Source organism: Pseudacidovorax intermedius (genome assembly GCF_001476815.1).
GTDB classification, from domain to species: domain Bacteria; phylum Pseudomonadota; class Gammaproteobacteria; order Burkholderiales; family Burkholderiaceae_C; genus Xenophilus; species Xenophilus intermedius_A.
In genome coordinates this window covers 1-14823 of sequence record NZ_LDSL01000030.1, presented here as the reverse complement: position 1 = coordinate 14823, position 14823 = coordinate 1, and the positions used below count along the sequence as shown (strand labels likewise).

Annotated in this window: 12 protein-coding genes; 9 read left to right on the top strand and 3 right to left on the bottom strand. The window is 73.2% G+C overall.

What is annotated here, in order from left to right; all coding sequences use genetic code 11:
• Positions 1-30: 30 nt before the first annotated feature.
• Positions 31-726 carry a response regulator transcription factor gene (locus NS331_RS03990; protein ID WP_058640718.1) on the bottom strand — a complete coding sequence of 232 codons (696 nt, stop codon included), beginning with the start codon at positions 724-726 and terminating at the stop codon, positions 31-33.
• 258 nt (positions 727-984) lie between these two features.
• On the opposite strand from NS331_RS03990, the gene NS331_RS03985 reads away from it, so the two are divergent.
• The 7 genes from NS331_RS03985 (at position 985) to NS331_RS03955 (ending at position 9426) form a co-directional block, all read left to right on the top strand.
• A complete protein-coding gene (locus NS331_RS03985) occupies positions 985-2385 on the top strand; it encodes a DUF2868 domain-containing protein (protein ID WP_242873643.1) in 1401 nt (466 codons plus the stop codon).
• Positions 2382-3809: a GTPase/DUF3482 domain-containing protein gene (locus NS331_RS03980; RefSeq protein ID WP_058640716.1), complete on the top strand. Its 1428-nt coding sequence runs from the start codon at positions 2382-2384 to the stop codon at positions 3807-3809. The genes NS331_RS03985 and NS331_RS03980 overlap by 4 nt, the downstream gene beginning before the upstream one ends.
• 332 nt (positions 3810-4141) lie before the next feature.
• Positions 4142-4903, top strand: coding sequence for a glutamine amidotransferase (locus NS331_RS03975; RefSeq protein WP_058640715.1), 762 nt, complete (start codon positions 4142-4144; stop codon positions 4901-4903).
• Between the two features lie 104 nt (positions 4904-5007).
• Complete coding sequence (locus NS331_RS03970; protein ID WP_058640714.1) at positions 5008-5652, top strand: CDP-alcohol phosphatidyltransferase family protein; 645 nt, start codon at positions 5008-5010, stop codon at positions 5650-5652.
• 85 nt (positions 5653-5737) lie between these two features.
• On the top strand, positions 5738-6388 hold the full coding sequence (locus tag NS331_RS03965; protein ID WP_058640713.1) for a histidine phosphatase family protein: 651 nt from the start codon (positions 5738-5740) through the stop codon (positions 6386-6388).
• 221 nt (positions 6389-6609) lie between these two features.
• On the top strand, positions 6610-8184 hold the full coding sequence (locus NS331_RS03960) for a GGDEF domain-containing protein (protein ID WP_058640712.1): 1575 nt from the start codon (positions 6610-6612) through the stop codon (positions 8182-8184).
• A 249-nt stretch (positions 8185-8433) separates the two neighbouring features.
• Complete coding sequence (locus NS331_RS03955; protein WP_058640711.1) at positions 8434-9426, top strand: DnaJ C-terminal domain-containing protein; 993 nt, start codon at positions 8434-8436, stop codon at positions 9424-9426.
• 83 nt (positions 9427-9509) lie between these two features.
• Here NS331_RS03955 and NS331_RS03950 read toward each other — a convergent pair whose 3' ends face one another.
• On the bottom strand, positions 9510-10400 hold the full coding sequence (locus tag NS331_RS03950) for an IclR family transcriptional regulator (RefSeq protein ID WP_058640710.1): 891 nt from the start codon (positions 10398-10400) through the stop codon (positions 9510-9512).
• 117 nt (positions 10401-10517) lie between these two features.
• On the opposite strand from NS331_RS03950, the gene NS331_RS03945 reads away from it, so the two are divergent.
• A complete protein-coding gene (locus tag NS331_RS03945; RefSeq protein WP_058640709.1) occupies positions 10518-11492 on the top strand; it encodes a Bug family tripartite tricarboxylate transporter substrate binding protein in 975 nt (324 codons plus the stop codon).
• Positions 11493-11559: 67 nt separating this feature from the next.
• The gene (locus NS331_RS03940) at positions 11560-13917 is read left to right on the top strand and encodes a cytochrome P450/oxidoreductase (RefSeq protein WP_058640708.1); all 2358 of its coding nucleotides are present in this window, start codon (positions 11560-11562) and stop codon (positions 13915-13917) included.
• Here the strand turns inward: NS331_RS03940 and NS331_RS03935 are convergent.
• Positions 13914-14823, bottom strand: a 910-nt coding sequence (locus NS331_RS03935) for a LysR substrate-binding domain-containing protein (RefSeq protein ID WP_206597312.1), incomplete at its 5' end; no start/stop codon positions are given. The two genes, NS331_RS03940 and NS331_RS03935, sit on opposite strands and share 4 nt — an antisense overlap.

Sequence of the window (14823 nt, the reverse complement as noted above, 5' to 3'; positions counted from 1 at the left end):
CGTTCGGATCGCGCCGTGCGCGGGCGCTGCTCAGGCCGCGTCGGCCTCCAGCCGGTAGCCGATGCCGCGCAGGGTGCGCACGCCGACGCCGCTGTCCACCAGCCGCTTGCGCAGGCGGGAGACGAAGGCTTCGAGCGCGTTGTCGCTCAGGGGGCCGTCGGCCTCCTCCGCCAGCTTGCGGGCCAGCTCGCGCTTGGCCAGCACCTGGCCGGGCGGGCTCATCAGGGCCCAGAGCAGGCCGAATTCGCGCGCGGGCAGGTCCAGCGGCTCGCCGGCGACGCGGAAGCGCCGGGCCCGGCGGTCCAGCTGCAGGCGACCGACGGCAACGACGTCTTTGGCACCTTCCGCGCGGCGCACCAGGGCGCGCAAGCGGGCCTCGAGCTCACCTGGATCGAAGGGCTTGCCCAGGTAGTCGTCGGCGCCGGAATCCAGGCCGATCACGCGCTCCTCGGTGCGGTTGCGGGCCGTGAGCACCATCACCGGCGTGCGGTCGCCCCGGGCGCGGGCGCGGCGCAGGGCCAGCAGGCCGCTGCCGAGGCCGCTGTCCGGGCGTGCGGTTTCGGGCAGGTTCAGGTCGAGCAGCACGGCATCGAAGCCGCCGCCGGACCATTGCGTGTCCGCGTCTTCCACCGTGGCGGCCAGCTGCACGGCATGGCCGGCATCGCCCAGGCTGCGTTGCATCACGCCACTCAGGACGCCATCGTCTTCGACCAGCAGGATTCGCATGGCGCGGGAGGCTATCAGCGGGGTGCCGGTGGTGCAAACGAACGGTCAGCCCTGGGTCAGACGCTGCCTGCGGCAGGTCGGGCCAAGCAGCCGGCGCCTTGCTGGACGTCGTCGGCATAATTCCCCGGCCCCGCCGCAACGCTATCGCGATGCCGGCCAGGGTGTTTCTTACAAGGCCATGGGCAGCGAGCGCCCCGCGGCCGCCACGGCGAACCTGGAGCTTTCCCGCTGCCCAACCTCCCCCTCGACGACGCGACGGTGACCGAAGCCATCCGGCTGATCGAGTCCGCTGGTCCGCTGGAAGACCAGTCCATCCTGCGCCAGGTGGCGCGCAGCGCCGAGCCCGCACCGGCGCCGCTGGTCCAGCGCGCCCGGCTGCTGGGTGAGCGCCTGGGCCTGGCGCAGCGGCTGGCCCGGGCGCGTGACCTGGCGCCGCTGGTGCTGATGGCGCTGGCAGCGCTGATGGTGCTCACGGGCCTGGGCCTGGCCGGCACGGTGGTGGACGCGCAGGCGCGCCGCATCAATGTGTTCGCCGCCCTGGCCGGACTGCTCGGGCTGCACCTGGCGACGCTGCTGTTCTGGCTGCTGGCGCTGCTGCTGCCGGGGGACCGCCGCGGCGGCGCGCTCGCGGGGCGGCTGTGGCTGGGGCTGACGGCCCGCGCGGCGCTCGGCCGCGGGCGGGAAGGCGCCGCCTTGCTGGAGGCCGGCGTGCGCCTGCTGGAGCGGGCCCGGCTGCTGCCCTGGGTACTCGGATTCGCCAGCCACGCGCTGTGGGTGATCGGCTTCGCCGCCGCACTGGCCGGCCTTCTGGCGGCCCTCGCCTTCCGCCGCTACACGCTGGGCTGGGAGACCACGCTGCTCGACCCCACCCGCTTCGCCAGTGCCGTCCACGCCCTCGCCTGGCTGCCGGGCCAGCTTGGATTTCCCGTGCCCGATGCGGCACTGGTGCGCGCCGCGGGCGACCCGTCCGCCGGCCCCGATGCGGCCGGCCAGGCGGTGCTCGCCTGGTGGCTGGTCGGCTGCGTGGTGGTGTATGGGCTGCTGCCGCGCCTGCTCTGCGCGCTGGCCTGCGTCCTGGTCTGGCGGCTGCGGCGGCATCGCCTGCAGCCGGACTTCGGCGACGCCGCCTACCGCCAGGTGCAGGCCCGCATCGATGCACTGGCCCCCGCACAGGTGGTGGATGCCGATGGCGCCCCTGCTGCGGGCGCCCTGCCGGCTGCCGCGGTTGGGGCCGAGGGCGGGCCGGTGCTGCTCGGCTTCGAGCTCGACCCCGCAACGCCCTGGCCGCCGGCCGGCCTTCCGGCGGACCTGGGTGTGCTGGCCAGCGACGGCGGGGCGGCCAGCCGGGCCGCCGCCGTCGGGCAGATCGCGGCGCGGCAGCCGCGGCAGCTCGTCGTCGCCTGCCAGGCTGGCGCCAGCCCGGACCGTGGCACCGAACGCCTGCTGCGCGAACTGCTGCCGCTGGCTGGCGGCCTGCATTTGTGGCTGGCCGGGCACGACACGGCCACCGCCGCCGAGCGCGCGCGGTGGGCACGCTGGCTGCACGACACGGGCCTCGGCGCCGTCGTGCCTTGCCACGACGACCTGTCGGACGCGCTGGCCGCGAACGGGCGGGCCGACACCACCTTCTCCGCGGCCGACACCGCACGTCGACCATGACGGCCGCGCCCACGCCCCTGCGCATCGCCGTCGTCGGCCACACCAACGCCGGCAAGACCTCGCTGTTGCGCACGCTCACGCGCCGCGCCGATTTCGGCGAGGTCTCCGACCGTCCCGGTACCACGCGCCACGTCGAGCAGGTGGACCTGCGCATCGACGGCGAGCCGGCCGTGCGCTTCTTCGACACGCCGGGCCTGGAGGATGCCGTCACCCTGCTCGCCCACGTGCAGGCGCTGCCCGGCGACAGCCGGCCCGCGCGCGTGCGGCATTTCCTGCAGGGGCCGGAGGCCCGCGGCGTCTTCGAGCAGGAGGCCAAGGTGCTGCGCATCCTGCTGGAGGCCGACGCCGCCTTCCTCGTGATCGACAGCCGGGCGCCGGTGCTGCCCAAGTACCGCGACGAGGTCGAACTGCTGGGCGCCTGTGCCCGGCCGGTTCTGCCGGTGCTCAACTTCATCGCCCATGGCGAGAGCCGCGAGGCGCAATGGCGCGCCATGCTGGCCGACGCCGGCCTGCATGCGGTGGTGCGCTTCGACGCGGCGGCGCCCTTCACCGGCGCGGAGCGCGATCTCTACCAGGACCTCGGCACGCTTCTGCCCGAGCGCCGCACCGCGCTGCGTGCCGTGGCCTCGCACCTGGAGGCGGAGGCCGATGCCCGCCGCGACGCCGCCTGCCGCGACATCGCGGCGACGCTGCTGTCGGCGGCGGCGCTGCGGCGCAGCGTGCCGGTGGACCACCTGGCGGACCCGCAGCGGCGCAGCGCCGAGGTGCAGGCCCTGCGCGGCCTGCTGGCCGAGGACGTGGACGCCGGCACGGCCGCGCTGCTGCGGCGCTTCGGCTTCCGCGCCGGCGATGCGGCCGAGGCGCCCTTGCCGCCGCTGGCGGGCGCCGACGGCCTCAACCTGTTCAATCCCGAACTGCTGCGCCAGGCCGGCCTGCGGCTGGGCCAGGGCGCGGCCGTGGGGGCGGCCATCGGCGCCGCGGCCGACCTCGCGGTGGGCGGCCTGTCGCTGGGCGCGGGCGCCCTGCTCGGCGGCACGCTGGGGGGCGCCCTGGCCCAGGGCCTGGGTCCGCTGGGCCGCCGGCTGGCGGACCGGGCCCGCGGGCTGCAGGCGCTGACGGTGGAGGATGCAGTGCTCTACCTCGTGGCCGAGCGGCAGTTCGCCCTGGTGCAGACGCTGGAGCAGCGGGGCCACGGCGCCGTGGGTGCTGCCGGGTCGCCGCAGGCCCCGGTCGCGAACGCCCAGGTGGACGAGGCGCGCGCCCGCGCCTTGCGCGCCGCGATCCTGGCCACGCGGCCGGCCCGTGCGCATGCCGACTGGCACGCGGCGGGCGCCTTGCGTCCGTCCGGCGGAGGCGCCGCGCGCGATGCGGCGCTGGAGCGTGTCGCGGCCGCCTTGGCGAACGCCCTGCCGCCCCGGCGCTGAAGCGGCGGCTGCCGGCCATCGCCAGTGCCGCTGAGGCGGTCCGGACGGCCCCTTTGCCCTCACTGCCAGGACGGGCTTCCTACAGCGCGGCCCTGGTCCGTCCGACGGCGCGGGCGGCCGCCGCCCCCCCACACTGCAGCGATCGCAACTGAGGAGTCTTCCATGAACACCATCATCTACGTCGTCGGTCTGGTCGTCGTCATCGCGGCCGTGCTCTCCTTCTTCGGTCTGCGCTGACGCAAGGCAGGGCCCGGCCGCCTTGCCGGGCCGGCGCACCGACTGCGCCTTCCTCTCGGTCGGCGCCCGCCGATCCCCTGCGGCATGATCGGCAGATGCGTTCTGCCTCTGCCGTTTCTTCCCTTCCCTCCTCTCCGCCCACGTCCACTCCGTCACGGCGCCCTCTTCTGATCGTCAAGACCGGCGGCACGCTGGACGCGCTGCGCGCCGCGCACGGCGATTTCGAGGACTGGGTCGCACGCGGCCTCGGCGCCGACGCGCAGCCGATCCAGCTCGTCGATCCCCGCAAGGGCGACGCGCTGCCCGAAGCGTCCAGCCTGCGTGGCGTGGTCATCACCGGTTCGCACGAGATGGTGTCCCACCGCGCCGACTGGAGCGAGCGCACCGCGGCCTGGCTGGCCGATTGCGTGGGCGCGGGCCTGCCGGTGCTCGGCATCTGCTACGGCCATCAGCTGCTGGCCCATGCGATGGGCGGCGAGGTGGACTTTCATCCGGGCGGCCTGGAAATCGGCACTGTGGCCCTGACCCTGGCCGACGCCGCGGCCGACGACCCGCTGTTCGCCGGCCTGCCGCGCCGCTTCCCGGTCAACGTCATCCATCGCCAGAGCGCCCTGCGCCTGCCGGACGGTGCCGTCGGCCTGGCGGCCAATGCCCACGAACCGCACCACGCCTTCCGCATCGGCCGCTGCGCCTGGGGCGTGCAGTTCCATCCGGAGTTCGATGCCGCGGCCATGCGCGGCTACGTCGAGGCGCATGCGGACGGGCTGCCCGACGCGGCAGCCGTGGCCGGCACGGTGGCGCCCACGCCCGAAGCCGCCAGCCTGCTGACCCGCTTCGCGCGGCTGGCTGCCGGCTGATCGCACCGCCGCGGGCGCCCTGCAGACAGCCTTGCAGACTACAGCGTCCGCCGTGCCGCTGGGTTAGCGTCGGGCCGTCTTTCCTGCCCAAGGAGCGCTGGCCCATGTCCGCCCCCCTCTCGTCTTCCCGCCCGATGCAGCGGCATTTCTCGATGATCCGCGGCTTCCACCTCGCGGACTTCTTCACCCTCGGCAACGCGGCCTGCGGCGTCGGGCTGGTCCTGCTGGCCATGGCCTATGTGGCCAGCGGCGACATCCGGCATTTCTATGCCGCGGCGGTGCTGGCGCCCGCGGCCTTCGTGCTCGACATCTTCGACGGCCGCATCGCCCGCTGGCGCCAGACCCATTCGGCCCTGGGCCGGGAGCTGGATTCGCTGGCCGACGTCATCTCCTTCGGCGTGGCGCCCGCGGCGCTGGGCTGGGCCGCGGGCATGCGCGGCGGGTGGGACGCGGTGCTGCTGCTGTACTTCGTCTGCTGCGGCGTCAGCCGCCTGGCGCGCTACAACGTCACGGCCGAGGCGCTGTCCGAGGGCGGCGACAAGGTGCGCTACTTCGAGGGCACGCCCATTCCCACCAGCGTGGTGCTGGTCGGCCTGCTGGCGCTGGCGGCGTGGCAGGCGCGGCTGGGCGATGCGCTGTGGGGCGGCAGCTGGATGCTCGGGCCCTGGGAGTTGCATGCGTTCACACTGCTGTATGCCATCTCGGGTACCTTGATGATCAGCAAGACGCTGCGCATTCCCAAGTTCTGAGAAGGGTGTGAACGAGCCTTCTGAACCCGACTCCTGGGCTGCGCAGCCGGCCCTTCCCCCCTCTACGCGGCCCCGCCTGCACCTCATGACCAGCGCTGCCCCACCCCAACTCACCGGCCACGCCCGCGGACTCGACCAGCTCATCGCGCTCGCGGCGGCCCAGCCGCTGTCGCCGGCGACCGACCACTTCTACTTCCTGCGCCACGGCCAGACGCCGCGCAACGCGCTGCGCATCTACCAGTCCTACGACGAGCCGCTGTCGCCGCTGGGCCTGGAACAGGCGGCGCTGGCGGCGGGCGTGCTGGCACGGGAGCCCATCCGCACCATCGTGTGCAGCGACGCCCGCCGGGCCTTCGACACCGCCCACACGGTGGCTGCACCGCACAGGCTCACGCCCGTGGCTCGCGAGGTGCTGCGCGAGCGCCACTTTGGATGCCTGGTCGGCACGTCCTCCATCGACATCGACTGGGCCTGTGCGCCCGAGGGCGGCGAGACCCTGCCCCAGTTCGTCGACCGCAAGCGTGCCGCCCTCGACGCCGCCCTGCGCGAGCCGGCGCCGGTGCTGGTCGTCGCCCATGGCGGCACCCTGTACGTGCTGGCCGCCCTGCTGGGCGTGCCGGTGGATGCGGCGGTCCTGGGCAATGCGCAGCCCCTGCGCTTCGAGCGGCAGGATGGCGGCCGGTGGACCGTGCGGGCGTTGCGCGCGGCTGACGGTTCGGTGGCCGCGCTGGCCTGACCGGTGCGCCGGCCCACGCCAGGTGTTGCGAGTTGGGTAACAATTGCTAACTAATTCGAGCAACCGGCGCCGTTCGTCATGACGGCGCCGGCCGCCGCCACCTCACCCGTGCGACGCTGCAGAGCCGGCCGGCGTGCTGGCAGGGGCGGCGCCATCCCATCCCCCTGTCTTTGCGCACGCACGGGCCCCGCCCCTGCCAAGCGTCAGGCCCCTCTGCACGCATGAACCAAGCCCGCCGCCCCTGGCATTCGGTGCTCAAGCTCCGGCACCTGATCATCGCGCTCACCACGTCGAGCGCCATCATCACCATGGTGGCCACGGTGCTGGCCAGCTACAAGGTGCAGCGCCAGCAGCTGATCGCCCAATCGCTCGACGACAACCTGGCCTACGCCGCCAAGCTGGCCAACACGGTGGACGGATTCTTCAAGGGCGCGCTGCAGCAGCTGGCCTATTCGGCGCAGATCGCCGCCAGCGACTTCGGGCAGGCCGAGGTGCTGCGCAGCGAAGTGCGGCGGCTGCACCTGCAGACGGACAGCTTCAACTCCGTGCTGATCGTGGACAACGACGGGCTGATCCGGGCCACGTCACCGGCCTCTTCCCCCATGCAGGGCGTGGCGTTGCGGGACCAGAACCTGCTGCGCGTCATCGAGGCCGGCCGGCCCTACATCAGCCCGCCTTACCTGCCCGCCAGCGGCAACCTGCTGGTCTTCGTGTCGCATCCGGTGGTGGCGGCGGACGGGCGGCAGCTCGGCGCCATCGCCGGCACGATCTATCTCAAACAGAAAAGCGTGCTGCACCAGTTGCTGGGCACGCACTACCACCGGGACGGCTCCTACCTCTACGTCGTCGATGCCCAGCGCCGTCTGCTGTACCACCCCGATCCCGATCGCGTCGGCACCCTCGCCTCCGCGAACACCGCGGTGGACAGGCTGGCGCATGCCGCCTCCGGCAGCGAGGTGCTGATCAACAGCCGTGGCCTGGAGATGGTGGCGGGCTTCGCATCCGCGCCGACGCCTGGCTGGGGCATCGTGGCCCAGCGCCCGCTCGCGGCCACGCTGAAGCCATTGGGCAGCCTGATGGCGCAGGTGCTGGGCCTCACGCTGCCGCTGAGCCTGGCGGCGCTGGTGCTCGTGTGGATGTTCGCCCTGCGCATCGCCCAGCCGCTCAACGCCCTGGCCGCCAGCGCGGCCGGCTACCGGCCCGGCGGCACCGACCGGGCTTTGCGGGCGGTGTCGTCGTGGTACTTCGAGGCCGCCCAGCTCAAGCGGGCCATGCTGCTCGGCCTGGGCGTCTTCAACGGCAATCTGGAGCGGCTGGAGAAGGACGCCGCCACCGACCCGCTCACCGGCCTGGGCAACCGGCGGCGCTTCGACCTCAGCCTGACCCTGCTGGCCGAGCAGCGCGCGCCCTTTTCGGTCGTGGTGCTGGACATCGACCATTTCAAGCGGATCAACGACACCCACGGCCACGACGTGGGCGACGCCTACCTGCGCCACCTGGCCGGCCTGATCGGCGACAGCGTCGGGATGGGCGACGTGGCCTGCCGCATCGGCGGCGAGGAATTCGCCCTGCTGCTGCCCGACACCGACCTGGCCGAGGCCACCGCCCGGGCCGAGGCCCTGCGCCGCCGGGTGGCCGAGGCCCAGCCGCCGCACGAGCAGCCCATGACGGTGTCGGCCGGCGTGGCCGAATGGCAGGCCGGGCCGGACGAGGATGTCCAGGCCACGCTCAAGACGGCCGACCAGCGCCTCTACTGCGCCAAGACGCTGGGGCGCAACCAGGTCCAGGCGGCCTGACCCCGGGGTCCGGGCCTTCGAAGACCGGCTGGCGCCAGACGCCCGTGTCCGCGCCGCCGCCCTTGCAAAACGCCGGGCGGGACTGCAATTGCCCGCATCGCCTCACTGGCGCCTTCCTGCGCGGCAGCCGCCTGCTGCAAGACCTTTCGTCCATGCATTCGTGGCGGCCGCCTGGGCAGGCGCCCCGGTGAGGCCGGCCCGGCCGCACCCCGCGCGGCCGGCCCTCCACGCATTGCAGCAACGAAGGCCATGGACGCACTCAAGAACCACTACGACACCCTGGGCGTGGCGCGCGATGCCTCGGCGGACGAGATCCGCAAGGCCTACCGCCGCCTGGCCCGCAAGTACCACCCGGACGTCAGCAAGGAAGCCGACGCCCAATCGCGCATGCGCGACATCAACGAAGCCCACGAGGTGCTCGGCGACGCCACCAGGCGCGCCGAGTACGACGCGCTGGCCGAGCGCATCCGCCAGGGCCGCGCGACCGGCGGCACGGGCGCCGGCTTCGCGCCGCCGCCCGGCTGGGACGACGGCTTCAGCTTCTTCCGCCAGGCCAGCGGGGACGCAGGCGCAGGCACCATGCCGCCGGACCTGGAGGACATCTTCTCCGGCCTGTTCGGTGACGCCGCCGCGGCCGGCCGCCGGCCGGGCCGCCAGGCGGGCGAGGACCGGCATTCCGCCATCGAGATTCCGCTGGAATTCGCGCTGTCCGGCGGCGAGTGGGAACTGCAGCTGCGCACCCTCGAGCGGGACGCGCGCGGCCTGCCGCAGCCGGTCACACGCACGCTGCAGGTGCGTGTGCCGCCGGGCGTGCGGCCCGGCCAGCAGATCCGGCTGGCCGGCCAGGGCCTGCCCGGCATCGGCGGCGCGCCGGCGGGCGACCTGTACCTGGACGTGCGCATCGCGCCGCATCCGCTCTACCGCGTGGAGGGGCGGGATCTGGCGATGGACCTGCCCGTCACGCCGTCCGAGGCGGCCCTCGGTGCCGAGGTGGAAGTGCCCCTGCCCGGTGGCGGCACGGGCCAGGTGCGGGTGCCGCCCGGCGCCCGCACCGGCATGAAGCTGCGGCTCAAGGGCCGCGGCCTCGGCGGCGACCTGTACCTGGTGCTGGCCATCGCGGCGCCACCGGCCGACAGCTCGGCCGCGCGTGCGGCCTATGAGCAACTGGCGCGCGCGACCGCGGGCTTCGATCCGCGCAAGGATCTGGGCGTGCACAGCCGGCAGGCGGCGCCATCCGCCTGAGCGGGCGCCGCCGGCGCGGTGGTGAGCGCGGCGGAGCGCGCCGGGCGGCCCTGATGCACGGCGCAGTCCGGGCGCCGCCCCGGTCAAGCCGGTGTCGACGGCCGCGCCGGCGGCGGGCGTTCCTCGCCCAGCTGGCGGCTGGCGGCCTGCGCCGCCTGCCGCACGGCGCGGCCGATGGCGCCGTCGGGATCGGGATCGAAGCCCCCCGTCGCGCCCAGCGCCGTGATCACCGCCCGCACCCGGCCCGCGTGGTCGAACAGGGGGGCGGCGATGGCGCTGATGCCCGGCAGGTTGGTGTCGCGCACCCAGGCACAGCCGGCGGCGCGCACGGCGGCGCACAGCCGATCGATGGGCGCCGCCCCGTCCAGCGAGGCGCGCCGGGCGGCACCGGCGGCGGCCAGTTCCTCGTCGGCCAGGGCGCGTACGCGCGTTTCATCGCCCAGCCAGCCGAGGAATGCGCGCCCCGTCGCCGACCACAGCAGCGGCAGTACCGAGCCCACCCGCACGTTGACCGTGATCGGCAGGCCCGGCTCCTCGAAGCGCACGATGGTCGGCCCCTTGTTGCCCATGACGGCAAGGAAGCAGGTGACTTCGAGCGACTCGCGCAACCGCACGAGGGCGGGCTCCGCGAGGCGCAGCGGATCGGCCTGGCGCATCGCCGCCACGCCGATCTGGATCGCGGCCGGGCCCAGGTGGTAGTGCTGCGAGCCGCTGTCCTGCGTGACCAGTTCCTCCTCCACCAGGCTGGCCAGGTAGCGGTGCACCTTGGCCGGGCTCTCCCCCATATGCGTGGCCAGCGCGGTCAGGCTGGCCCGGCCACCGAGCCGGGCCAGGCCCTTGAGCACGGCCATGCCGGTTTCGGCCGACTGCACGCGCTGGCGGCGTTCACGGGCGCGGGTGGAGACCGGTTCGGGCGCGGAATGGACATGCCCGTCGGCACCGGCGGCAGGGGAAGAGGAGGTTCGGCGTGGCATGGCGAATGGCGCAAATCGGGTTAACCCGGTCCGACAGATTACGCAATGCGTACCAAAATTACGCCTATCAAAAACCCGAAGACGCCCCTCCGGGCGTCCAGTTCTGGAGACATTCCCATGAAGAAGCTTCTGGCTTCCTGCCTGATGGCCCTGCCCCTGCTGGCGCCCATGGCCGCCGCCCAGGCGCAGGCCGCCTATCCGTCCAAGCAGATGCGCTGGCTGGTGCCCTATCCGGCCGGCGGCGGCTCCGACTTCCTGGCCCGCACCATCGGCCAGCAGCTGTCGGCGCAGACGGGCCAGCCGGTGCTGGTCGAGAACAAGCCGGGCGGCAACACCGCCATCGCCGCCGCCGACGTGGTGCGCTCGCAGCCGGACGGCTACACCATGCTCTCCGCCGACAACGGCACGCTGGTGTTCAACCCGGTGCTCTACAAGAGCCTGAGCTACAGCCCCACCCGGGATCTCGCGCCCGTCACGCTGATGGGCCGCTTCCCGATGATCCTGGTGGTGAGCCCCAGCGTCACCGCCAGGGACGCCAAGGAATTCATTGCCCAGGTCAAGGCCAATCCGCAGGGCATCAACTTCGCCTCGGCCGGCGCGGGCAGCCCGCACCATCTGGCGATGGAACTGCTCAAGACCGAGGCCGGGCTCAAGATGACCCACGCGCCCTACCGCGGCGCCGCCCCGGCCCTGGCCGATGTGGCGGGCGGCCAGGTGCCGGCCATGATGGTCGACCTGGCGGCCGGCGCCGGCTTCATCAAGGGCGGCAAGGTCCGGCCGCTGGCCGTGGCCAATGCCACGCGCCTGCCGCAATTGCCCGACGTGCCCACCTTCGCCGAGCTGGGCTACAAGAACGTGGAAGCCGCCGCGCTGGTCGGCCTGGTGGTGCCGGCCGCCACGCCGGCCGAGACCGTGAATGCGCTGAACAAGCAGGTGGTGGCCGCCATCAACGCGCCCGACGTGCACAAGAAGCTGGTGGACTTCGGCGTGGAACCGGTGGGCAACACGCCCGCGCAGTTCGCCGAACTGCTCAGGAGCGAGACCACGCGGTGGCACAAGCTGATCCGCGACCTCAACATCACGCTCGATTGATCCTTAACCGACGCCCGCGCCATCTCCAGGGGTGGCGCGGGCGTTTCGCTTTCCGGAGTTGCCGCCCATGACCGCCCCCGTCGCCGACGCCCCTGCTTCCGCCGCCAAAGGCGGCTGCCCGTTCGCCCACGCCCCGGCCCCGTCGGCGCCCAATGGCTGCCCGGTCAGCCATGCCGCCGCCGCCTTCGACCCCTTCAGCGACGGCTACCAGCAGGACCCGCCCGACTACGTCCGCTGGGCCCGCGAGCAGGAACCGGTGTTCTACAGCCCGCTGCTCGGCTACTGGGTGGTCACGCGGTACGAAGACATCAAGGCGATCTTCCGCGACAACCTGACGTTCAGCCCGTCCATCGCGCTGGAAAAGATCACGCCCACCGGCCCCGAGGCCAACGCCGTGCTCGCCAGCTACGGCTTCGCCCTCAACCGCACGCTGGTCAACGAGGACGAGCCGGCCCACATGCCGCGCCGCCGCGCGCTAATGGAGCCTTTCACGCCCGAGCACCTCCAGCACCACGAGCCCCTGGTGCGCCGACTGGCGCGCGAGTACGTCGACCGCTTCATCGACGACGGCCGCGCCGACCTGGTGGACCAGATGCTCTGGGAGGTGCCGCTCACCGTCGCCCTGCACTTCCTCGGCGTGCCCGAGGAGGACATGGACACGCTGCGCCAATACTCCATCGCCCACACCGTCAACACCTGGGGCCGGCCGAAGCCGGAGGAACAGGTGGCCGTGGCCCATGCCGTCGGCAACTTCTGGCAGTACGCCGGCCAGGTGCTCGACAAGATGCGCGCCAACCCCGACGCCCCGGGCTGGATGCAGTACGGCATCCGCATGCAGAAGGCATTGCCCGAGGTCGTCACCGACTCCTACCTGCATTCCATGATGATGGCCGGCATCGTGGCCGCCCACGAGACCACGGCCAATGCCACCGCCAATGCGATGAAGCTGCTGCTGCAGCATCCCAGCGCCTGGCGCGAGATTTGTGAAGACCCCGGCCTGATCCCCAACGCGGTAGAGGAATGCCTGCGCCACAACGGCTCGGTGGCCGCCTGGCGGCGCCTGGCCACGCAGGACGTGACCATCGGCGGCGTCGCCATTCCGGCCGGCAGCAAGCTGCTGATCGTCACCTCGTCGGCCAACCACGACGAGCGCCACTTCGCCGATGCTGACCTGTTCGATATCCGCCGCGACAACGCCAGCGACCACCTCACCTTCGGCTATGGCTCGCACCAGTGCATGGGCAAGAACCTGGCGCGCATGGAGATGCAGGTTTTCCTGGAGGAATTCACCCGCCGCCTGCCGCACATGGGGCTGGCCGAGCAGGCGTTCAGCTACGTGCCCAACACCTCCTTCCGCGGCCCCGAGCACCTGTGGGTGGAATGGGACCCGGCCGCCAACCCCGAGCGGCGCGACCCCGCCGTGCGCGACGGCGCCCGCTCGCCGGTGCGCATCGGCGAGCCCACCGGCCATGCGTTGACGCGGCCTGTGGTGGTCGAGCGCGCCGAGCCGGTGGCCGAGGGCGTCGTGCGCCTGTGGCTGGTGGCGGCCGATGGCGGCGCCCTGCCCCGCTGGTCGCCCGGCGCGCACATCGACGTCGAATGCGGCGACACCGGCCTCTCGCGCCAGTATTCGCTGTGCGGCGATCCGGCCGATGCCCGCGCCTTCGAGATCGCCGTGCTGCTGGAGTCCCAAAGCCGCGGCGGCTCGGCCTGGATGCATGCCCATACGCACGTCGGTGCGCGCCTGCGCATCCGCGGGCCGCGCAACCACTTCCGGCTCGACGAAGGCGCGCAGGCGCTGGTGCTGGTCGCCGGCGGCATCGGCATCACACCGATCAGCGCCATGGCGCGGCGGGCCAAGGCGCTGGGCATTCCGTACGTGCTGCACTACTGCGGCCAGCGGCGCGCCACCATGGCCATGGTGGACGAGCTGCACGCGCTGCATGGCGAGCGCCTGCACCTGCACGTCGGCGACGAAGGCCGGCGCCTGGACCTGCCCGAGCTGCTGCGCGTGCCGCAGCCGGGCACACAGATCTACGCCTGCGGCCCGACGCGACTGCTCGATGCGCTGGCCTCGAACAGCACCCACTGGCCGCAGGACAGCCTGCGGGTGGAGCATTTCACCGCCACCGTCGGCCCGCTGGATCCGAGCCGTGAGCACGGCTTCGAGGCCGAACTCAAGGACTCGGGGCTGACGATCCAGGTCCGCGCGGATCAGACCCTGCTGCAGGCCCTGCGCGCCGCCAACATCGACGTGCAGAGCGATTGCGAGGAAGGCCTGTGCGGCTCCTGCGAGGTGGCGGTGATCGACGGCGAGGTCGACCACCGCGACCGCGTGCTGACCCGCGCCGAACGCGAGCAGAACCGCAAGATGATGAGCTGCTGCTCACGGGCCTGCGGACAGAGGATCGTGCTGCAGCTCTAAGCGGCGGCGGTGCCGGGCGGGCGCGGCGGCGCATCGCCGCAGCGGCGCCACCAGTCGATGAAGGCCCGCAGCGCCGACGAGGCCTGGCGCCGTCCCGGGTAGTACAGCTGGAAACCGGTGCCCGGCGGGCACCAGTCGTCCAGTGCCGCCACCAGCCGTCCGGCGCGCAGGTGCGGCGCGGCGGTCGCCTCGTACACGTAGGCCCAGCCAGCGCCGTCCAGCGCCGCCTGCAGTGCGAGCGGCTGGTCGTCCACCGTCAGGCGGCCGGGCACGTCGAGGGCGACGCGCTCCGTGCCGCGCGCGAATTCCCAGTGGTAGAGCTCGCCGTGCGGAAAGCGCTGGCGGATGCAGGGGCGCGACAGAAGGTCCCAGGGCTCCATGGGCAGGCCGGTTTCGGTCGTCACGGCGGGCGCCGCCACCACCACGAAGCGCTGCGGCCCGCCCAGCGGCACGGCCACCATGTCGCGCGGCACCGCCTCCTCGAAGCGGATGCCGGCATCGCAGCCGGCCGCCACGATGTCGACGAAGCCGTCCTGCGTCTGCAGCTCCACCGCGATGCGCGGATGCGCGGCCAGGAAGGCCGACAACCGCGGCGCCATGAGCAGCTGCGCGGCGCTTCGGGGCATGTTCAGACGCAGCAGGCCGGCAGGCTCGCCCACCGCCTCCTGCGCGGCCTGCCAGGCGGCGTCGAGGCCGTCGAGGTGCGGCCGCAGGCGCGCCAGCAGCTCCAGGCCCACGGCGCTGGGCGCCACGCTGCGCGTGGTGCGCTGCATCAGCGGCTGGCCCAGCGCCGCCTCCAGCGCGCGCACCGACTGGCTCACGGCCGAGGGCGTCAGGCCCAGGCGGGCGGCGGCCCGGCGATAGCTCTGCAGTTCGGCCACGGCCGCGAAGGCGCGCAGCTGGCGG